At 64.9% G+C, this 19,478-nt stretch carries 19 protein-coding genes; 11 read left to right on the forward strand and 8 right to left on the reverse strand.

Annotated features, from left to right (window positions below):
• Positions 1-13: 13 nt before the first annotated feature.
• The 5 genes from BBPC_RS05720 to BBPC_RS05740 form a co-directional block, all read right to left on the reverse strand.
• Positions 14-988 (reverse strand): Fic family protein, encoded by a 975-nt coding sequence (locus BBPC_RS05720; RefSeq protein WP_141639783.1) that lies wholly within the window; start codon positions 986-988, stop codon positions 14-16.
• A gap of 76 nt (positions 989-1,064) precedes the next feature.
• A complete protein-coding gene (locus BBPC_RS05725; protein WP_004222568.1) occupies positions 1,065-1,505 on the reverse strand; it encodes a hypothetical protein in 441 nt (146 codons plus the stop codon).
• 21 nt (positions 1,506-1,526) lie between these two features.
• A complete protein-coding gene (locus BBPC_RS05730; RefSeq protein WP_004222569.1) occupies positions 1,527-1,940 on the reverse strand; it encodes a helix-turn-helix domain-containing protein in 414 nt (137 codons plus the stop codon).
• Positions 1,941-2,320: 380 nt separating this feature from the next.
• On the reverse strand, positions 2,321-4,543 hold the full coding sequence (locus tag BBPC_RS05735) for a type IA DNA topoisomerase (protein ID WP_033524055.1): 2,223 nt from the start codon (positions 4,541-4,543) through the stop codon (positions 2,321-2,323).
• 19 nt (positions 4,544-4,562) lie between these two features.
• Positions 4,563-4,991, reverse strand: coding sequence for a hypothetical protein (locus BBPC_RS05740; RefSeq protein ID WP_033524056.1), 429 nt, complete (start codon positions 4,989-4,991; stop codon positions 4,563-4,565).
• Between the two features lie 427 nt (positions 4,992-5,418).
• Between BBPC_RS05740 and BBPC_RS05745 the strand changes: the two genes are divergently transcribed.
• The 11 genes from BBPC_RS05745 (at position 5,419) to BBPC_RS05805 (ending at position 15,678) form a co-directional block, all read left to right on the forward strand.
• Positions 5,419-5,622 carry a hypothetical protein gene (locus BBPC_RS05745; RefSeq protein ID WP_004222579.1) on the forward strand — a complete coding sequence of 68 codons (204 nt, stop codon included), beginning with the start codon at positions 5,419-5,421 and terminating at the stop codon, positions 5,620-5,622.
• Positions 5,619-5,978 (forward strand): hypothetical protein, encoded by a 360-nt coding sequence (locus tag BBPC_RS05750; protein ID WP_004222584.1) that lies wholly within the window; start codon positions 5,619-5,621, stop codon positions 5,976-5,978. The genes BBPC_RS05745 and BBPC_RS05750 overlap by 4 nt, the downstream gene beginning before the upstream one ends.
• A gap of 379 nt (positions 5,979-6,357) precedes the next feature.
• The gene (locus tag BBPC_RS05755) at positions 6,358-6,645 is read left to right on the forward strand and encodes a DUF4160 domain-containing protein (RefSeq protein ID WP_003830718.1); all 288 of its coding nucleotides are present in this window, start codon (positions 6,358-6,360) and stop codon (positions 6,643-6,645) included.
• Between the two features lie 16 nt (positions 6,646-6,661).
• Complete coding sequence (locus tag BBPC_RS05760; protein WP_004222590.1) at positions 6,662-6,910, forward strand: DUF2442 domain-containing protein; 249 nt, start codon at positions 6,662-6,664, stop codon at positions 6,908-6,910.
• 460 nt (positions 6,911-7,370) lie between these two features.
• Positions 7,371-7,751 (forward strand): MobC family plasmid mobilization relaxosome protein, encoded by a 381-nt coding sequence (locus BBPC_RS05770; RefSeq protein ID WP_033524058.1) that lies wholly within the window; start codon positions 7,371-7,373, stop codon positions 7,749-7,751.
• 2 nt (positions 7,752-7,753) lie between these two features.
• Complete coding sequence (locus BBPC_RS05775; RefSeq protein WP_004222595.1) at positions 7,754-9,379, forward strand: relaxase/mobilization nuclease domain-containing protein; 1,626 nt, start codon at positions 7,754-7,756, stop codon at positions 9,377-9,379.
• Positions 9,380-9,422: 43 nt separating this feature from the next.
• Positions 9,423-10,493, forward strand: coding sequence for a PcfB family protein (locus BBPC_RS05780; protein ID WP_033524059.1), 1,071 nt, complete (start codon positions 9,423-9,425; stop codon positions 10,491-10,493).
• 12 nt (positions 10,494-10,505) lie between these two features.
• Positions 10,506-13,133 (forward strand): hypothetical protein, encoded by a 2,628-nt coding sequence (locus tag BBPC_RS09650; protein ID WP_004222599.1) that lies wholly within the window; start codon positions 10,506-10,508, stop codon positions 13,131-13,133.
• A 74-nt stretch (positions 13,134-13,207) separates the two neighbouring features.
• Positions 13,208-13,513 carry a hypothetical protein gene (locus BBPC_RS05795; RefSeq protein ID WP_004222601.1) on the forward strand — a complete coding sequence of 102 codons (306 nt, stop codon included), beginning with the start codon at positions 13,208-13,210 and terminating at the stop codon, positions 13,511-13,513.
• On the forward strand, positions 13,510-13,830 hold the full coding sequence (locus BBPC_RS05800) for a hypothetical protein (RefSeq protein WP_004222602.1): 321 nt from the start codon (positions 13,510-13,512) through the stop codon (positions 13,828-13,830). The genes BBPC_RS05795 and BBPC_RS05800 overlap by 4 nt, the downstream gene beginning before the upstream one ends.
• A gap of 12 nt (positions 13,831-13,842) precedes the next feature.
• A complete protein-coding gene (locus tag BBPC_RS05805; RefSeq protein WP_004222604.1) occupies positions 13,843-15,678 on the forward strand; it encodes a VirD4-like conjugal transfer protein, CD1115 family in 1,836 nt (611 codons plus the stop codon).
• 26 nt (positions 15,679-15,704) lie between these two features.
• Here BBPC_RS05805 and BBPC_RS05810 read toward each other — a convergent pair whose 3' ends face one another.
• The 3 genes from BBPC_RS05810 to BBPC_RS05820 are packed head-to-tail and all read right to left on the reverse strand — an operon-like array spanning position 15,705 to position 19,475.
• Positions 15,705-17,162 (reverse strand): hypothetical protein, encoded by a 1,458-nt coding sequence (locus BBPC_RS05810; RefSeq protein WP_004222605.1) that lies wholly within the window; start codon positions 17,160-17,162, stop codon positions 15,705-15,707.
• A 55-nt stretch (positions 17,163-17,217) separates the two neighbouring features.
• Positions 17,218-17,757, reverse strand: coding sequence for a hypothetical protein (locus BBPC_RS05815; RefSeq protein WP_004222607.1), 540 nt, complete (start codon positions 17,755-17,757; stop codon positions 17,218-17,220).
• A 14-nt stretch (positions 17,758-17,771) separates the two neighbouring features.
• Complete coding sequence (locus tag BBPC_RS05820; RefSeq protein WP_004222608.1) at positions 17,772-19,475, reverse strand: lytic transglycosylase domain-containing protein; 1,704 nt, start codon at positions 19,473-19,475, stop codon at positions 17,772-17,774.
• Between the last annotated feature and the right edge of the window lie 3 nt (positions 19,476-19,478).

Genomic DNA, 19,478 nt, shown 5'->3' on the forward strand with positions numbered 1-19,478 from the left:
CGGTGCTTTCGGCCTAATGGCTCATATGGCACCCAGGACCCTCGTGATCAATTCCGGCACTCTTGCCATCCCCGTCTTGCCGGGCAAGGTTCTGCCGCAGCGTGTCGCCGAACCTGTCCAACAGATCCGTTTTGCTGCGAATGGCGTCCGGCTTCCGACGCAATCCCTCGACCAGTTCGATGAACGCGTGTTCCTCCTGTTCCACGCAGTCGAGGAACACGAAACAGAACGCCACGGGATCGCCGTCCACCTGCCAGGTCTCCAGACTGCGGGCATAGTCGCGCTTGGCGTCATACTTGATCGCCACGGGACGATAGCCGTGCTTCAGCAGCATGAAATTGAGCAGCTGGCGGCCGGTCCGCCCGTTGCCGTCCATGAACGGATGAATATTCTCGAACATCGCATGGAAGCCGGCGGCCCTGAGCAGCGGATGAGCGCCGCTCGCGTCCAGCCCGTCGATCAGGGCCCGCAGGTCGTCGCGGATCTCCAACGGATCGGCGGTCTTGACGCGGGTCGCGGTGATCCTCGCCAGATAACCGTAGGGGCGGAACGTGCCACGGGCGAACGGCTGCAGGTCCAGCGCAGTCACCTCATGGACGCGCCGGACCAGTTCCTCATCCAGTCTCCTCCCCTCCCGGGCGTATTCGCGCACGTAGGCCATGCCATCCGCGACACCGCGCGCCGCGAACACGTACCGCGCCGGCGAATCCGACGGGACGAACTCGCCCTCCAAAACCAGGGACGTGTCCTCCAAGGTCAGCGTGGATCCCTCGATGGCGTTCGAATTGTAGGTGTAGCGCACCAGCCAGTCGCGGTCGTAATCCGCCAGCGCCATGCCCTCGACGCCGTCCAGGGGGTCCAGTGCGCGGGCACGGTCCTTCAGCGCGTCGATTCGTCGCAGGCGTTCGACGATTCCCAGCTCGCGTTCAAGGCCGAGCAGTTCCTCGGGCAGTTCCTGTATGCGCTGCGATAGCTCGGGATTGGCCATCATGTCCCTCTTTTCGTGTTCCGGTTGCAAAGTCCATTATTCCAGCCGCGGTTCGTTCCGTCCTGCGGCCTGCATGTCATAGGGAGGCGCGCCGGCCGTCCCGGGTCGATTCGAACGCCGCGGCCACCTCTTCCGATACCGGCATGCGCATCGTCACCCGGCCGGTTTCCTGCGCGGCGGCACGTTTCATGGCTCGGCGTTCGGCCCTGGTGGGCCGTTCGAGAATCCACTCGGCGAACGCGCGGATAAGGATGGACGCGACGATCACGCCGATGGATCCCCAGAAGCACGGGACAAAGTCCGGCTTGGAGTGGTCGTACCAGAACCAGACAATCAAAGCGAGGATCAACGCCAGGCCGGCGGCCAGGGCGGCGAGCTTGTGGAACACGAGGGCGAGCGTGCGGATGGGATGCGTGACCAGCCCCACCGCCAACGCGACGACGACGAGCAGTGAGACGAAGCCCGCGGCGATGATGGCGACGCCCAGGTATATCGCGAGCATATAGAGTCCGAACATGATCGGCCTTCCTTCTCTCTTCTATTCCGTTTCTTCGGACAGATAGGTGTAGTCGACGGCGACGCCCTCCGCCTCAAGCAGCACGGCGGCCTCGCGCACGGCGGCGGCGCGGCGCTTCACGGATTCCTCGGCCCGGACCCAGTCGGGCAGCCCCTCGGGCAGGTCGGAGACGCGGGAGAACGAGAGCACGGCCCGCTCATCTCCCCTGTGCCGTTCCACGATGGCCGCGACGGCGCGCCTGTGCTCGGCGAGATAGTGTTCGAGCATCTCCCGCATCCTTTCCGAGGGTTGGATCCGGTATTTCTCCGACTCGTATTTCTTGACCATGTCCACGGTGAGGTTCGCGAGCACGGCCGCGTCGTGCTGGGTCATGCCGATGCGTTCGCGCGTCGCGCGCATCCACGCCTTGGTCTCGCTCCAATCCTCTTCCGTCATGGTCCCTCCTGGATATAAGAAACCCGGATCCGCCTGCGCGAACCGTGATTATACTTTTAGTATAATCACGGTTTTCGACAGGGCGGACCCGGCGTTTCCCGGGTCACGGCCGCGGCCGTGACCCGTTTCGTCACTCGGACTGTGCCGGCGAGTTGCCGTCGGCGTCGGCTTTGCGCTGCTGGTCGAGCATCTGCTGCTGGATCAGGACGCGCTGCGCGCTCATCGTGTTCGTTCGGGCTTTTGTACATCACGCGCATGTTGCTCGCGGAGACGCTGGTCTTGAGCCAGAAGAGCACCACGGACGGGCTGAACCGGTCGCCGGTGACGTCGGTTCTCCCCCGTCGCGTAGGTGAATTCGGTCATGGTCTGCTGTGATTCGGTCATTTTCTTTTCCTTTCCTTGTTGTCGTTGAAGTCAAATGCGATGCCCTTGTCCTTGTCGATGAGGAGCGCGGCGTCGAACCTGCTGCCCTTCCTTGAGATGAAGCCCTCGAGGCTGACCTTCCGGCCGACGAGCAGGCCGCGCATGGTCGTGTCGGTGATGGTCTTGCCGGCCACGGTCGTCCAGGCGCTCCAGCCGCATCCCTCCGTGGTCTTCCATGTGCCGTCGGGTTGTTTCTCGCGCCGGTTGGTGGAGCATTGGAACACCTTGCCCGTTTTGACGACGGGCTTGCCGCATCGTGGGCATGGGCCGAACGATTCCGTGTTCCGTTTCCTCGTCTGCACATGGTCCTGCCGGACGGCGGCCTGGGCATCGGCCGGGATGCCGGCGGCGAGGTCGCGGAACTCCGTTTCGACCTCCGCGGCGTCCGTCTGTCCGTGTTCGACCTCCGAAAGGCGTCGCTCCATGCCGGCGGTCAATGCCACGTCCTTGAGCTTCGGGGCGACCACGTCGATCAGGGATCGGCCCTGTTCGGTGGAGCGGAGCTGCTTGCCCTTGCGTTCCACGTATCCTGTGCGGATCAGCTTCTCGATCACGTCGGCGCGGGTGGCCGGCGTGCCGATGCCTCCGGAATGGGATTCGTCGTCGTCCAATGCGGCCTTGAGTTCCTTGTCCTCCACCCAGCGGCTAGCGTGCTCCATCGCGGCGAGCAGCGTCGCCTCGGTGAATGGCTTCGGCGGCTTCGTTTTTCCCTCGGACAGTGTCGCCCCGCCTTGCGGGACCGGCGCGATGGAGACCCCGTCGGTGAGGTTCGCGGGGATGATGTTGTCAGCGGCCTCGTCCTCCTCGCCATGGTCCTCCTGCGGGACGGCATGCTCGATGGCGTGCCAGCCGAGGGAGACGGGCTGGTCGGAACGGCTGGTGAAACGGCATTCGCCCTCGGGCAGAAGTCGACCTTCGTCCGGATGCTTCTCGCACCAATGCGGGTCGATGTTCGCGACGACGTTCGTCACGTCGTGCACGTAGTCGTCGCCCACGGCCTCCCACATGCGTCGCACCACGCGCGTCAGCACGAGACGTTCGTCGTCGCCGAGCTCATCGAGCGCCGCCTTGTCGGCCTGCATGGTGGGAAGGATAGCGGTGTGGCCGGCCACCTTCGCGTCGTTCACGGTCAGTTCGAGATGTGGCCGTTCAGGTTTCGCGGACGGTTCGATGAAGCCGGCGGCGAGCCGGTCGCCTTCGGTGAGGCCACGCAGCGTGTCCAGGTCGTCGTGCGTGATGTACTGCGAGTCGGTGCGCGGATACGTCGCCAGTTTTTTCTCATACAGGGATTGCAAGGCGGCCAAGGTGCGGGCGGCGGTCAGGCCGTGCAGCCGGCTCATGTCCTTCTGCAATCCGGTCAGGTCGTACAGGCGGGGCGGCGCGTCGTGCTGCTGCTTGCGGTCGGCCTTGAAGATCGAGAAGGCGAAGTCGTCCGAGTTGACGATCCGCAGCAGCGTCTCGGCGTCCTCCCGCCTGTCCAGTCGTTCGCCGGCCAGCTTCCATCCGCCCATCGGGGCGACGACCTTCCAGTACGGTCGGGCCACGTAGCCGGTAATGTCCCTGTCGCGGTCCACGATCATGGTGAGCGTGGGCGTCTGCACGCGGCCGACGGTGAACCGCGCGTTGTAGACGAGCGAATAGGCGCGTGAAGCGTTCATGCCGATCAGCCAGTCGGCCTTCGCGCGGATCATCGCCGAATCGGCGAGCCCCTGGTATTCCGTCTCGTCCTTCATGGACGCGAGGGCGTCGCGGATGGCGTCCTCCTCCAGGCTCGCGACCCACAGGCGTCGCATCGGCTTGGAGACTCCTACATGCGTCACGATCCGACGGAAGATGGCCTCGCCCTCACGGTCGGGGTCGCATGCGTCGACAAGCATGTCGACGTCGCCGCGGCGCATCAGTCCTGCGACGACCTTGTACTGGCGGTCTGCGCCCTTGTCCCGGCTGACCTTCCATTGCCAGTCGGGTGTCGGGTCGATGGGCAGCGTGTCGAGGCTCCACTTTCCCCAGTCGTGGTTCTTGTATTCGTCGGGCGCGGCCAGGTCGACGAGGTGTCCTTGCGCCCAGGTGACCAGGTCGTCGCCGACCTGCACATAGCCGTCGTGCTTTTCCATGTGCCCGCCGACCGCCTGGGCGATGGCCTGGCCGACCGAGTGCTTCTCGGCGATGATCAGTCGCATCTCGCATCACGTCCGATCATCAGTAGTTGCCGGACGCCCATGCGGGCCGTCCGTCGTCCGAGGTGTCGGGTTCGGCGGCGTCCTTCGGGGCGGGCTCGTCGTCCGCCTCCTGGACGTCGGATCCGGTCGTCTCCGGATCCGATTCGGCGACGGTTTCCGGTTCGGGTTCGGCAGGCGGGGTTTTCCTTCCGCCCGGTGCGGCGACGAGCTCGCCCTTCGCGTCGAACGCGATGTTCTTCTCAGTTCCGGTCATCGCCAGCTTGTCCGCGATCATCGTCCGGCTCATGCCGGGGAACGCCTCCTCGAATTGCCTCGCCGCGTCGCGCAGCGCCTGTGCGCTTTTGCGGAAGTTGTCAAGACGGCTGTCGAACTTCTTCGCCGCCGTCTCCTTGCGTTTGAACGACTCGCGTTCGTCGCGCAGGAAGTCGTCCACGTAATCGGATGCCATGGTCCGTTTCCTTTCCAGTCTTGTTTTCATCGGTTCCCGGTTTCGAGCCGGCTGGAACCATGGTCGCGCGATTGGACACGCGCCGGTTTGGACAGTCGGACTCCGTCAGGATCACACGCTTGTGATCCTGGCTTCGCCGGAAACGGAGCGCGGCCCTGGGCCGCGCGCTATCTTCGCCGACCCTTCCGGGATTTCCAGGCGTCGACGCCTGGAAGGGAACAGTCGGCCGGCCATGGTTCATCATCACAGCCCCGCGCCCGCGTCTTCGGAACTGCGTGTTCCATGCTCCGCTCCGGGAGGGCTTCGCCCGATTATCCCGAAGCGGGCACGGCCCACGCGTCCTCCACCGCGCGGCGGGACCGCGAGGCTGCCCCATATCCGGCGAAAGGAAAACAGGAACGCCGGCGGGACACTAAGGAGTGGAACCATGCAGATGGAACCGATGGAATTGCAGCACACCGTCTTCGAGACCGACGGGGGACGAATCGACGCGATGTGGAGCGACGTGCGTCTCCACGCGGGCGACATCATCACGCCCGACGACCTCGACCCGCTGCTCGAAAGGAACGGGTGGATGCTCGTCATCAGGGACTGGTGGTTCACCGACGAGCCGTTCGGGCGCGCGGAATGAAAGGAGACATGGACATGAAGGAGAAGAACAGGGCCGAGGAATGGTTCCGGGCCAAACACGACGAGCTCGCCGAAACGGCGCGTGCCAACCTCGCCGCACACGACTTGGAACCCGGACAGGAGGCCTACCATCTGGACAGCCTCCATTATGCGACCGCCGAACAGATGGAGGCCATATGCCCGACGGGCATCGACTTCGACCGGTACGCGACTCTGGCGAACGGCAGCGTCGGATACGACGAGGCCGACGCGCATTGGGCCGACGCGGGATGGTGGGACGAACAGGCGCGAGCCATGTGGGACGAGGTCGACGACATCCCTGACGACGGCCTCTACTGGACAAGCGTCGAAGACTAAAACGTCATCGCCGTTCCCGGCCAAGTGACGCCCCGGGACCGATGCCGCCCGCATGACGCGGGCGGCGCCTCCGGCGGCCAGAGGACGACTACCGTCCTCTGGACTCCACGCGCCGGGAACCGTTCCCGGACCCGACAGGGCGTCGCCGTGGCACGGAGGCCACGTCTCGCCGACGGGAAACGGAGCACGGCACCAATGCCGCGCGCATCCCGAGGATTTTCTTTTGACCGGCCGGCTGACGCCTTGATCACAGCGGCACGCGGAACCCGTCAACGCCCGCGCAGCGAAACCCGTGGTTTCGACGCGTTCTCATGACGGAACCCGCTACCACCGCTAGCGCTTTCACTTGACCATCCGGTCAAAAGAAAAATATCCTAGAATGGAAGACAACGAAAACAAGGAGGCGGACATGCCGGTCATCAGCATGTTCTTCGGAATCATCATCACCATGAACGCGGACGACCATGTTCCGCCGCACATCCACGCCAGATACCAAGGACATGAAGCGTCCTTCACCTTCGATGGCAATCTGCTCAAGGGAGACCTCCCGCGCAAGCAGCGCAAACTGGTCGAGGCATGGGTGCTGCTGCATGCCGAAGAGCTGGAAGCCGACTGGGAGCTAGCCTTCAACCTCGAGCACCCATTCAGAATCGACCCGCTACGCTGACAAGGAGGCAACGGACATGACCATCGACTATTCAATCAAAGTGACCCAATGCGAGCCCATGCCCGGCTACAAGCTCAAGGTCACCTGCTCCGACGGCGCGACCGGAATCTTCGACATGTCCCGATACGTCGACCGCGGCATGTTCAAACCGCTCAAGGACCCGCAGACGTTCGACCGCGTGCGACTCGCGTTCGGCGTGCCCTCATGGCCCGGAGACATCGACATCGCCGCGGAACGCGTCCGCTCCGACATGCAAATCATCTAGGAACCCGCACACCCCTGCCCCGACCGTCATCAAGACGGCCGGGGCTTTTTCATGCCCGTATGCATGACGGACATGACGCGCCACCAACGACCCACCGGCCCCGCGATTTTTTCGCGGGGCCTTTTCATTTCCCGCGCTCCGAGTGTCCAAACCCGCCGCTGTTTCCACGACGGACGATTGGTGTAAGACACCGGCCATTCCCTCAAGGCCATGGGCGAAAGGAGCAAGGAGTGAACGCGATTATCCTTCACGGCATTCCGCAATCATGCCGTGCGAAATCGCTCCCAATCAATGAAATTGATATGGGAGTAGCAAGCGACGTGATTGTAGCTACAATCACTCGATTCGCGATGCGAATCGGCTTGCCGGGAAGACCCATGCCCCATAGTCGGCGGAGCCTCCAGACCGCTCGCGCGGCATCACAGAAAACCCAACTCCGCACCTCCAAGAGAGGTGCGGAATGAGCTGGGCAGCAGGCAGAGATCGGAACATCTGCAAGCGAATCACGTTCACTCAGGACGAGTGGGAGCAGGTGCGGAATCTGTATGAGGAGCTGACCAGGTACGCGCCGGAGCACCGGTCGTTCAGCTCCTACGCGCGCAGGATGCTGTCCGAACGACGCATCCACGTCACCGAGATCAGACCGTTGACGGACCCCGAGCCGATCGCGCGCGAGATCGACCGCATCGGCGTAAACGTCAACCAGATAGCCCACTGGGCCAATGCGAACGAGCACATCACGCCCACCCAGGTGGAGGAGATCCGCGCGTCGTTCGACCGCATCGAGCAGCTGCTCGGCGACCTGTTCGCCGACAGGCGCGAAGCCCGGAAGGACGCGTGAGCATGGCGGTGGTCAAGCTCGGCAGGCCCGTGAAATCGAATCTCGGCGGCGACAACGGGGCGATGGCGTACATCATCAAGCCCGCCAAGACCGACGGCGGAAGACTGGTCAGCTCGAACTACGAGCGGACCAGGACGGACCACGACGCACTGGCCGAAGGCATGCTCGACGACAACCGCAGGTCGCCGCAAGGCATCCGGAAGAACAGCCGGCTGGCCTACCACATCAAGCTCAGCTTCAGTCCCAAGGACCCCGTGACGCCAGAGCAGGTGCACGAGCTCGGCGTGGAGTTCGCGCGCCGGATCACCGGCGGCGAATACAAGTTCGTGGTCGCCACGCACACCGACCGGCACCACCTGCACGACCACATCATGGTGTGCGCCGCATCCCGGTACGGGCAGCATCTGAAGGCCGAGCTGCCCAAGGACATCATCGACCAGTGGCGCGCGGTCAGCGACGAGATATGCCGCCGCGAGGGGCTGAGCGTCGTGTTCAACCCCGTCGTGGAGGAACAGACGCGCAAGATGCGGGACGGTACGACAGCCGAAGGCGACGACGGAACGTCGCCGGCGCGCGATCCCAAATACGTCGATGAAGCATCCGTGCGGAGCGCGAACGAACCGGAGTCGACGGCGCGGAAGGCCTCGGGCGGGGAGCCGTTGGAGCGCCGGTACGGCATGTCGATGGAGGAGATCTACGCGGCCGCGAAGGGCATGGGGACCAAGGACCGGATCCGCATGCTGATCGACTTGACCTCGTCCACGGCGGAGAACTTCGAGGACTGGAGGGACATGCTCGACATCCGAGGCGTCGGCGTCGAGGTCCGCGGCCGGCACCTCACATATACGCTCAAGGACACCGGCTTCAAGGTCCGCGACGAGAAACTCGGCCAGGCGTACGACATGACGAACATCATGGCCGGATTGCAAAGCACGCCCGTCATCCCCATCACGTTCAACCGCCGGCTCGTCGCCAAACAGACCAGGAAGACGGTCACCGTGTGGCTGCCAGGCACCCACCGAAGGAAGAAGATCACGTTCGACGCGAAGCGTCTCGTGGACGACGGCGGCTCCACGCTGCGCGCGTTCCTTCCCCGCGACCGCGACCAGATCATCCTCGACCCGTCCAACCGGTACGCCGGCAAGACCCCGACGACCGGCCTCTACCAGTGGTTCGGCGAGCCCACGAGCCGGCTCGAACCGCAGACCACGCCCGAACGGCTGCCCCTCAGATACGGGGTCAGCCCGGCCCAGCAGCGGTACTACCAGGCGCAGGCGCGCCGCCTCGACCGCCTCGCCGGCGAGGCGAAGGCGTTGAACGCGGCGATCCGATGGACCCGCCTCGCGGGCGGCGACAGCGCCAAGGGACTCAGGCTGCTGCGCGGGAAGGTCCGCGAATCGCACGACGAGCTCCAGGCCGCCGTCATCGCTTTGCACGACGCGATCCAACGCGGCGACCCCGACCTCGTGGCCGAGACGCGCGGCGAGATGGAATGCCGCGAGGCCCTGTGCGACCGGTACGAGGACGAGCTGTCCGCCATCGAACGGGAGATCCACACGACCCGCGACCGCGAGCAGACGGAGACCGAGCAGCGCGAACAGCAGCACAAGCGTGGACGGTCCATCTGAACCGTCCCAGGAAACACCAACCGACAACAGAAAGGGAACCGCAATGCCAATCGAGGAACAGGCTGAGGAGAAGATCCAGAACGCCGTCCAGACCATCATCACCGGAGGCGCGAAGCTCATGCTCAGAATCCCCAAGGGCGTGGCCATGGCGATGCTCCGCTCCGGTATGAAGCTCGCAAAGACCGGCGTGCACGCCGCGGGCGCGGCCGTGAAGGACGGGATCGACAGCGGCGAGATGTCCGAGAAACGATTGCAGAGGAAGAAGGACGGCGACCTGCACGAGCTGCAACTCGACGACTCGACCATGCGCGAGGTGCAGCGCAGCCTCAAGACCGCCGGCATCGACTATCACCTCGAACGCACTGACCGGGGCCAGTTCATCCTGCACTTCGCCGGCAGGGACGAGGATCACGTCCGCCACGCCGTGCAACGCGCTTTCAAGGACATGGGACTGGACGTCGCCGACGAAGACTTCGCCGTCGAGCAGACGGAACAGCAGGAACGGACGACGGAACGGACCCGCAACGAACCGGAAACCCCGGCACGGGAGACGCCCGTCGAACCGGCCGCGAAGCCCATGCCGCCCCAGCGCATCGCATGGGACTTCGTGGATCCGGAGGTCATGGAGATGGCCGCGAACAGCCTCGCCGCCCGGCATCCCGAACTCTCGTGGGACAAGCTCATGGGCGACACGACATGGAACGAGCAGACCGGCCGCGATTTCGCGGACCGGATCATCGGCAAGGCCGCCGCCCCGAGCCTGCGCGACGAGCTCGACGCCATCCTGCGTGACGACTACGGGCAGGGCGCGCAAACCCAGGAGCAGAACCGTGCGCAGACGCCCGAGCCAAGCCGGGAGACGCCGGCAACGGAGCCGGAAAACCAACCGGAACCCACGCCGGCCGAGGCCCGGGCGCAGGCCGAGCAACAGCAGACACAGGACAGAGCAGACAATCCCATGCCGGCCGGCAAGGAGCAAAAACCGAAGCCGATCCGGTCGAAGAAGGCACTGCTCGAACGGTTCAAGACCCGACTCAACGAGAACCTCGCCGAACAGAAGAACCACATGCCACCCACCCAGAACAGGGACCGCACGCCCCGCAAGGGCCGTTGAAAGGAAGCCACAATGAACCAGCAGGAACAGGCGACGAAAAGCGCCGCGATCTTCCAGGACACCATCAACGGGACCAACGATCCGACACCATGGCCGGTGACCATGTGGGCCTCGTCCGGCGACACGATATGGACGGCTGGCACGGCAAGGACGGCCGGCGAGGACTCGGTGGGCATGATCTACGGTCCTGGCGACACCATCGTTCACCGGAACACGATCGCCGGCGACACCACCCGCGCCACCGAATCCTTCGCCATCCGACCGGCGGACGGGCAGAGCCCGATGGACGCGATGCTCGCGGGCATCGAACAGTGGAACCACCGTCATCCCGACCGGTGGGACACCGTGGCCGAGCCGGGCCGGTACCGCATGACGGATCCGACGACGGGCCGGCCGCTCCCGATGGGATGGAGCGACAGTCTCGCCGTGGCCGCGTCCGCGGCGGGCCGCCTCGACCCCGACCTGCTCCAAGCCAGCCTCATGCAGAACGCGGTCGAGCACGAGCCGCGCCCCTGCGTGTTCTTCCTGGAGGACAACGGATACGACCTCATGGTCTTCTCCTGGCACCGAAACCAGCAGGGACTGTTCGACGCGATGACCTTCAAGCACCTGCAATACGACGACCTGAGCATGCAGATCACGACCATCAGCCACAGCGAAGACATGAGGGAATCCTTCCCAGCGAAAAGCATGAGCGACGGCGAACTGCTCACCCAAAGCCGCGTCTACCGGGACGAATACCAGCACTGGCGCGAACAGGACGGCGGATCCGTCGCCCAGGGCATGACCGGCCGCGTCATGCGCAGCGGACTGCTCAAACCGGGACTGGAGCAGAAGCCGCTGCTGAACCTGAACGACGGACGGCGCGCCCCGGACTGGGACGAGTTCACCGACCAGGCCGCCATCTCGATCCTCCAGGGCCGCCCCGTCTCACCGACGCCAGCGCTCCCCCAGCAGGAACAGCCAGCGCAGTCCGCCGACCCCGCCACCGAGACGCAGACACCGGCCTGGACGGCCGCGATGGCGAAGCAGGTCTGGCCGAACGCGTGGGTGGCGAACAGGCTCGCGCATACCTATATATTGCGCGCGAAGGACGGCCGCGACTGGCCGAAGATGATCGTCGGCCTCCCCCGCGGCACCGTCATCGACGGACAGGACCTGACCGGCTGGGCCACCGACATGTTCATGAGCGGAAAGAACCAGAGGCAGAAGAACGAGGGGCGGGCAGTCAACCTCAGATTCAAACCAGACACCCCGGTCGAACTGTTCACCGGCCGCGGCACGGAACGCCGCACCATGCAGGTCGACCCGCAGACGCTCGTCCAGACGATCATCGACGCGCAGAAACGCAACCGCGACGCCGAGGAGACGCTCGACACGGCATCGGTGGAACTCGCCGACAAGACCGTGGAGGAATCCTGGCCGCAAATCAGCCGCATGCAGGGCCGGTTCACGGAATACCAGCGCGCTGGCACGTACAAGCCGGCCGTCGCAATGAAATGGGCGCGCCGACTCGTCGACCGGACCGCCGAAACGGACGAAGGACGGTGGACCAGCCGCCAACGCCGCCAGGCCGCCGGACTGCTCATCCAGGAACTCGCCGCCGCGCAGGAGACACTGGCCGAACCATTCGCCCACGAGGACGAATACCGGCAAAAACAGGCCGAACTCGAACGACTGACGTCCAAACCCGACGAGACCCGCGAGACGGAAGGTAGAGACCAGAAAACCACGCAAAAGGAAAGGAGCGAGAACATGCCATTGACCCAGGAAAACGTCAGACGACTGCTCGAACAGGACCCCGACATCACCGGCATCACCCAAGGCGGCAACGCCATGGGCAACTACCTCGAGGCAAGGCTCACGGACGGACGCGCCGTGCAGATCGACTTCCACGACAACCCCGCATGGAAGGACACGGACCGTCTGGCCGGCCGGATCGAGGTGTCCTACGCCAACCGCCCACAAGCGGAATGGCAATACGACGACAACGACATGGCCGACCGCGAACACACCGTCATCGACCCCTCCGACCCCGACGCGGAGGGAAGACTCGCCAAGGCGGTGAAGGCGAGGGAGGACGCCGGATACCTCGTGACGAAGGTCGAGGAGGATCCGGCCATACTCTACGAGCGGCACCGCAAGGCGTCCTGCCTACACGCGAGCCACATCCTGGAACGATACGACTCCCCCGACCCGACCGCGGTCGGGATCCTCCACGGCATCGTAAGCGAGGTCAACGCTCACGACCCCGAGAACGACATCGCCGCCTACCTCACCTACCCGTCCGACAAGGCGGTCCAGCTCGCCGGCGACGGTCTCACCGAAGCGGACATCGCGGAGAAACGCGAGATGGGCGGATGGGACCCGCGGACGGACCCGCTCATGCGCATCAACGAGCAGGGCGACTGGACGGGCGTCACCCAACAGCAGGCCGACCAGCTCGTCTGGGACAACCGCGACGAGATCCTCGCCCGCGCCTCATACGACAGTGAACTGTCCACGTGGACGCTCCACCAGCTCGACCAGCTGAAGGAGCCCCAGCCGGCCCAGAGCCTGGACCGCGACCGGCCGGAACCGGATCGCGAAGCACCCGCACAGACAGAATCCACGACAAAGCGTCGCGGGCCAAGACTGTAGATCCTCTCCAGCCACGGGCGGCGCGCTTCCGCGCAGCCCCGCATTCATTCCACACGAAGGAACAGAAGACACACATGACAACAGAAGCAAACGACCAGCCGGAACCCGTCATCTGGTTCGAGGGCACCCTCATCAGAGATCCGCAGCCGCACGGAGGACAGGACGACTGGCTGCTCGAGACACTGGCCGACGCCGACGGGCCGAAGATCACCATCCATGCCAGCGGCGAGGATCACTCGGCGAACATCCGCGACAACGCGCACAAGGGATCTCGCCTCATGGTCAAAGGCACCGCCGGAGACGAGGGCTCCGGCATCGATATCGAGGCCACAAGCCTCGCATTCGACCCCAGCCACGACGAGCCGGACGGGGAGCAATGACACGGACCACCGTCAGCGGCATCAGACCGGACAAGACCGGCACCGGCGAATGGATCGACATCAACAGTCACGTCGGCCGGCTCATGTCCACGATCATGGCCGGCGGCCGACCATTCAGCATCGACGCCGACCCGGCCGGCATGACCATCGTCACGCCCCTCCCACCCCCGGCAGCCGGCCCGGACACGGAAGCGGCCGGCGGGAACGACTCCAAGACCGGAACGGACCCGGACGAAGGGCGGATCACCAGCAGGAAGACGCTGTACGAACGGTTCAAGACCCGACTCAACGAGAACCTCAACGAAAGAAAACAATAGAAAGGAACAACCATGGAACGAATAAGAGGAATCGCCATCAAGACACTGACCATCCTCGCGGGATTCTGGCTCGCCGACCTCGCGGCCACCCGCGTCCAGGCCGGCATCACGGCCGGCGAAAGCGTGGAACGGATCATGGACGACATGACGACCATGCTCCAGCATCCGACCGCCCTGGGATTCGACCGGACCAGCCTCCTGTGCGGACTGGGCGGCGCGTGCGCTGTCGGCCTGTTCCACCTCTACCGGTGGAGCACGAGCCAACGCAACTGGAGGGACGGCGAGGAGTACGGGTCCGCACGCTGGTCCACCAGCCGGGAGATGGCCCCATACACCGACAACGACACCAGGCAGAACCTCCAGATGACAGCCACCGAGGGCCTGAGCCTCGACGCCCAGGCCACGCGACGCAACCTCAACACCACCGTGATCGGCGGATCCGGTTCAGGCAAGACCGCCACGCACGTCATCCCCAACATCCTCAAGGGCAGCATGAACTACGCCTGCACCGACCCGAAGGGCGAACTCTACGCGAAGACCAGCGGAAAACTGAAGAAGATGGGCTACACGGTCAAACAGCTCGACCTGGTGGACCTGACCAGCGAGACGAAATTCAACCCCATGCGCTACATCGACCCCGACAAGCCCGACGTGGCGATCATGCGCCTGGTCACCAACATCATGGACAACACCAACGGTTCCACACCCAAGGAGCACCAGACCGACGACTTCTGGACCAAATCCGAACGCAGCCTGCTGACCGCGCTCACCGCGTTCGTCTACTACCTGCCCGACGACATCCTCAAGGACTGCCTGAACATCGACGCAGGCCAGACCCTCAACGCGGTCGCCGACATGCGCGATCTGCTCGAAGCCAGCGAACAGGACGAGACCAAGGAAAGCCAGGTCGACGCCGTCGCCCGGACCGCCACGGAGATCTATGAGGAGACCCGCGCCGAATGGAATCGCGACGGCGCGGACCACGACGATCCGGACCTGCGCGAGGCATGGCGTCTCGCCCAGGGCCTGAAGTTCGCGGCCCGCCAGTACAGGCCCTTCACCCAGGGCGCGGGAGAGACCAAGAAGGGCATCATCATCAGCCTCGGCGTGCGTCTCGCCCCATTGACAGTCGGCCCGGTCCGGGAGATCCTCTCCGACGACAACCTCGGTATCGACCGGATCGGCGGATATGCGGACGAGCACAAGGGCGGATACAAGCATCCCAACGGGAAGACGGCCATCTTCCTCGCCCTGCCAGACGAGGACCCCACCTTCAACTTTTTGGCCGCGATCTTCTACCAGTGCCTGTTCGACAGCATCATCCGCCGCTGCCGCACCTACCCCGGCGAATGCCTTGCCACACCATTGCACTGCTTCCTCGACGAGTTCGCCAACGTGGGACGCATCCCGAACTTCGACAAGCTCATCGCCACGATCCGCTCGCGCAAGGTCAGCGTCAGTATCATCCTCCAGACCATCGCCCAGCTCAAGACGATGTACAAGGACTCGTGGGAAACCATCGTAGGCAACTGCGACTCGGTGCTGTTCCTCGGCGGCAACGAGCAGTCCACCACTGAATGGCTCAGCAAGCTGCTCGGCAAGGAAACCATCGACATCCGCACCACCAGCGACTCGAAGGGCGTGTCCGGCAGCCACACCACCAACTACCAGCGCACCGGACGCGAACTCCTCACACCCGACGAGCTCGCGCAATTGGACAACGACAAATGCATCTACAGCCTGCGAGGACTCCACCCGTTCCTCAGCCGCAAGGCATGGCCGGGAACCGCCATCGCCAGACCGAAATCCACGCTCAGGCACTCCAAAGAATGGAAGGCAGCGGCATGAAGCCCAACAGCTACACCTTTCACGAATCAGAGCCCCGGATCGCTGCCAGGCAATCCGGTGCCCCCGTCTGATGGCGTGGGCACGGACCATCCCGGCGAGGCTCCGCCCGTATTGGTGGAGGACGACGAGCCTCCCGAAGACGGGCGTCGTCCGGTTCCGGAACCGGATCCGGAACTTCCTTGGGATTGCGATTGGCTTCCTCCCGAATATGAGGGCGTTTGCCGCTGTGGAGCCGATTGGGATTGCGACGCCTGGGCCTGCTGCTGCGCGGCGGCGGCAGCCGCGGCCGCTTCCTGTTCTGCCTTGGCCTTCGCCTCCGCGTCGGCCTTTTCCTTCGCCGTCTTCGATTCGTTGACCTCTTTCACGGCTTTCGCGATCGCATCCGCGTCACGGGTCTTGACCGCCTTCAGCAGGGTCTCCCGGGTCTTGTCGTCCGCCACCCTGCCGTCGGTCTGCTTGTACAGCGCGTTCGCGTCGTCCACGGTCTTGTCGAGCTTGCTGTCGGCGACGGCCTTGGTTGCGGCCTTGAGGTCGGTGAGACGGTTCTTGAGCTCTTTGGTCGTTCTGTGCAGCGACGCCGTGGTCCTGTCCAGGTCGGATGTGGCGGCGTCGGACGCGCAGGAACCGCTGATGGTGGTCGTCTTTGCGCCCAGGAGCCGGTTCAACGCATCAAGGGTCTTGGGATCCGCGACCTGGCCGCGACTGGTGCCTTTCAATAGTTTGGAGGCTTTGGCCGTGGTCCTGTCCAGGTCGGACTGGATGGTCCTGCGTGTCGCTTCGGCCGAGTCGCATGCGCTGATTGCGGTCTCATGCGCCTCTTGCCGCATGGCGGCGACGTGGCGGTTTTTGATTTGCAGTCCCATCCAGGACACGGCTATGAGGCTCGCGGCCATGACGATCGCGACGAGCGCTTTCCCGGCCGGGAAGACGCGGCGCACCTTCAGATCGTCGAGGTCGGCCGAGTAGGTGACGGCCGCCGACAGCCCTCCTGGTCTTTCGGTCTTCCCGGTTTCCGTCGGCTCCGGTTCCGATATGGGCGGGAGGCTCATTGTGGTTGGCTCCGGGGCGGCGACCTGTTCGAGCGCCGCGAAATCGCCGTCGGCGTCCTTCAGGGCCTTCTCCGCGGAATCGTCGGGATGGGACTGTTCCGGCTCGGCGGTCCGGGTCTCATCCACAGATTCCATAGATGCCGGCACGGGTTCCTGCCCCGGCTCGTCTTCCGGCGGCAGCGGCGCGGACGGTATGGCGACGCGACGGCGGCCGCGCATGGACGCGGGCGGCAGCGGCGCGGCACCGGCCGTGTCAAAGCCTTGCTCCTGCGCGGTATGCCACCATTCGGCGAGCTCCGGCCACGCGTGTGGATGTTCGGCGATCAGGCGCATCCATGGACGCCAACCGGGCTCGTTGGCCATGGCGTACAGCTGGTCGACCGTAAGCTTGGGGCTGAGAATCGGCTCACCCGTCTTCCTGTCGATCCTGGTCATTCCTCTCCGCCCTCGTCTTTGATGAGGACTGGCTGATCCCGTTCGTTTGCCCTCATCACTTTTGTTCCTCTGGTTTGCCTTCATGCACCCGGTATCCGCCTTCCAATGGGCCCTTGACCGCCGCGCATCGCCAGCCGTCGTCAGTGAGCGTGTAGTCAAGCACCCAGGATGCCTCCAGCCCGGTGGATACGGCGCATGTCACCACCCGCCGCCCCATGGACACGGGGAAGCCGGTGAACTCGGTCTCGGGCAATGGCTGCGGGGCTATGGATGATGCCGGTATGTCGAGGCCGGCGGCATCCGGCGTGAAGTATTCGCCTTCGAGTTGGCCTCGTTCGTCGCCCATGTAGACGCCGAGCGCTTTCGGCGCGAGATCGGCGCACGGATCATCCTCCGTCGGCGTCGCCGGCTCGGTCTCTTCGTCTCCAGCCGTTTTTTGTCCGGGTTCGGTTTTCGTTCGCGGCCGGGCGACGGTGCTTTGCGTGTCCTCCGCGGTTCCGTTGCCGGCGCATATCACCGCGACGTTTCCTCCCAGGATGAGGAGCGCGACCGCAAATCCCGTCGCGGCGATGATCCTGTTCCTCTTTGGTTCCATGCTTGGTTTTCCTTTCAATGGATGTAGCGGACGCCACTTCCGGCTGCGGCCAGTTGGGAGGCGCTGATTTCGCGTGTGGATACGACGCCGAGGCCAAGCACGTTGGACTCGCTGATCAGGATCGACCCGTCCCCGCGGACCTCCTCGACCATGGCGACATGCCCGTAGCCGGCGGACGCGCCCAATACTCCCGGTTGGAACACGATGACGCTGCCGGCGGATGGGGAGCCGTCCACCGTGTAGCCGGCCGACGCCGCGGAACCTGCCCATGTGGCGGCGTTGCCCCACCCTGGTATCGGTTTTCCTATGTCGGCTCTTCTGGTCGCGGCCCACCAGGTGCACTGCCCCCATGGGTATCTCGTGTCCGGCGTGATGCCGGCCGTGGACACGATGCCGCCGGAGACCGTCAGTTTCGGTTCGAGGGAGCCGACCGTACCACCCTCGGCGGTCCCCGTTGCGGTGTATTTGGTCGCTGCAAGTTCCTTGATCCGCCGCACATAGTTGATGGTTTCCTCGAAGGGCGGCACCATGCCGTATCTGAGCACGCTGCCCAGGCCAGCGTTGTACGCCGCGAGGGTCAGCTCCAACGTGTCGCCGGTCAGTTTCCCGGACTTCTTGGCCGTCTCGACCTGCGAGGCGAGGCCGCACATGTAGTTGCCCTGGCTCCAGATCGCGTCGTGCGGGTTCCAGATGTCGGCCTTGCCGTCTCCGTCGCCGTCCTTGCCCGCGGACGCCCAGGTGGACGGCATGAACTGCGCAATGCCCTGCGCTCCGGCGGAGCTGCCGGCCTTCGGATTCCAACCGGACTCCTGGTCGATCTGGGCGGCGATGACGCCCGGCGTGACGACCTGGCAGATGGATCCGGCGCGGATCACATCGGCCTCGTATTCCGCGGGCACGCCCGAGACCGTGGATTCGCTGGCGCTGGATCCCAGGAACGCGCCCATGGCGGCCAGAAGCACGCCGAGCACCGCGAGCATGGCCGCGATGACGGGCATGATGGGAAGGCTGATGGAGGCGGCCCCCGCTATGGCTCGGGATACGCTCGTGCGCGCGAAGTTCGCGGCGGCGCGGGCGGCACGCATGGCGGCCTGTCCGGTGGCTTTCACGCTGCGTACCGCCTTGACGGGCGCGCGGCGACGCCGCCAGATGAATTTGGCCGACGAGTTGACGCCCCTCACGCCTGTGCGTGCCGCTTTGAAGGACAGGTCGCGCGTGGCGCTTCCCAGCTTCGACGCGAAGTCGTCGTCGGCAGCGGTGAGCCTCGCGCCGGTCTTGTCCATCCAGCCCATGCCGGTGGATCCCATCCGTTTGACGCCCCGGCCTGCTTTTCCAAGACCTGCGCCTATGCGTTTGCCGATCCGCCGGCTCGCCTTGCCTTTCGCGGTGAACTTGCCGATCTTCTCACTGGGCTTCGCCTCGGACAGCACCTTGGGTTTACCGACCGCCTTGCGCATCCCATTGCCCGACCGCAGGGCGCGTTTGCCGCGGTTCATGACGCGGCGCGCCCTGCCGGCCGTCCAGCCCACGCCGTGCATGGTGGAGGACATGCCGTATATGCCGGCGCGGCCCGCCATCTCGGCGGCGGTGTGGCCCATGGAATCGGCGATGTCGGTCCGGTCCGCACCGAACTGCGCGGCGCTGGACACCACGCCAGTGGCCGCGCGTCCGATGCGGGCGCGCGTGCCTCCGGCGTGGTGGGCTTGGGTTCCGCTCATGCG

The sequence above is a fragment of the Bifidobacterium pseudocatenulatum DSM 20438 = JCM 1200 = LMG 10505 genome (genome assembly GCF_001025215.1).
GTDB classification, from domain to species: Bacteria; Actinomycetota; Actinomycetes; order Actinomycetales; family Bifidobacteriaceae; genus Bifidobacterium; species Bifidobacterium pseudocatenulatum.

What these genes read in the sequence shown, in the direction of transcription:
- BBPC_RS05720 (WP_141639783.1), bottom strand. Translation starts at nt 988, where the DNA reads ATGGCCAATCCCGAGCTATCGCAGCGCATACAGGAACTGCCCGAGGAA.
- BBPC_RS05725 (WP_004222568.1), bottom strand. Translation starts at nt 1,505, where the DNA reads ATGTTCGGACTCTATATGCTCGCGATATACCTGGGCGTCGCCATCATC.
- BBPC_RS05730 (WP_004222569.1), bottom strand. Translation starts at nt 1,940, where the DNA reads ATGACGGAAGAGGATTGGAGCGAGACCAAGGCGTGGATGCGCGCGACG.
- BBPC_RS05735 (WP_033524055.1), bottom strand. Translation starts at nt 4,543, where the DNA reads ATGCGACTGATCATCGCCGAGAAGCACTCGGTCGGCCAGGCCATCGCC.
- BBPC_RS05740 (WP_033524056.1), bottom strand. Translation starts at nt 4,991, where the DNA reads ATGGCATCCGATTACGTGGACGACTTCCTGCGCGACGAACGCGAGTCG.
- BBPC_RS05745 (WP_004222579.1), top strand. Translation starts at nt 5,419, where the DNA reads ATGCAGATGGAACCGATGGAATTGCAGCACACCGTCTTCGAGACCGAC.
- BBPC_RS05750 (WP_004222584.1), top strand. Translation starts at nt 5,619, where the DNA reads ATGAAAGGAGACATGGACATGAAGGAGAAGAACAGGGCCGAGGAATGG.
- BBPC_RS05755 (WP_003830718.1), top strand. Translation starts at nt 6,358, where the DNA reads ATGGAAGACAACGAAAACAAGGAGGCGGACATGCCGGTCATCAGCATG.
- BBPC_RS05760 (WP_004222590.1), top strand. Translation starts at nt 6,662, where the DNA reads ATGACCATCGACTATTCAATCAAAGTGACCCAATGCGAGCCCATGCCC.
- BBPC_RS05770 (WP_033524058.1), top strand. Translation starts at nt 7,371, where the DNA reads ATGAGCTGGGCAGCAGGCAGAGATCGGAACATCTGCAAGCGAATCACG.
- BBPC_RS05775 (WP_004222595.1), top strand. Translation starts at nt 7,754, where the DNA reads ATGGCGGTGGTCAAGCTCGGCAGGCCCGTGAAATCGAATCTCGGCGGC.
- BBPC_RS05780 (WP_033524059.1), top strand. Translation starts at nt 9,423, where the DNA reads ATGCCAATCGAGGAACAGGCTGAGGAGAAGATCCAGAACGCCGTCCAG.
- BBPC_RS09650 (WP_004222599.1), top strand. Translation starts at nt 10,506, where the DNA reads ATGAACCAGCAGGAACAGGCGACGAAAAGCGCCGCGATCTTCCAGGAC.
- BBPC_RS05795 (WP_004222601.1), top strand. Translation starts at nt 13,208, where the DNA reads ATGACAACAGAAGCAAACGACCAGCCGGAACCCGTCATCTGGTTCGAG.
- BBPC_RS05800 (WP_004222602.1), top strand. Translation starts at nt 13,510, where the DNA reads ATGACACGGACCACCGTCAGCGGCATCAGACCGGACAAGACCGGCACC.
- BBPC_RS05805 (WP_004222604.1), top strand. Translation starts at nt 13,843, where the DNA reads ATGGAACGAATAAGAGGAATCGCCATCAAGACACTGACCATCCTCGCG.
- BBPC_RS05810 (WP_004222605.1), bottom strand. Translation starts at nt 17,162, where the DNA reads ATGACCAGGATCGACAGGAAGACGGGTGAGCCGATTCTCAGCCCCAAG.
- BBPC_RS05815 (WP_004222607.1), bottom strand. Translation starts at nt 17,757, where the DNA reads ATGGAACCAAAGAGGAACAGGATCATCGCCGCGACGGGATTTGCGGTC.
- BBPC_RS05820 (WP_004222608.1), bottom strand. Translation starts at nt 19,475, where the DNA reads ATGAGCGGAACCCAAGCCCACCACGCCGGAGGCACGCGCGCCCGCATC.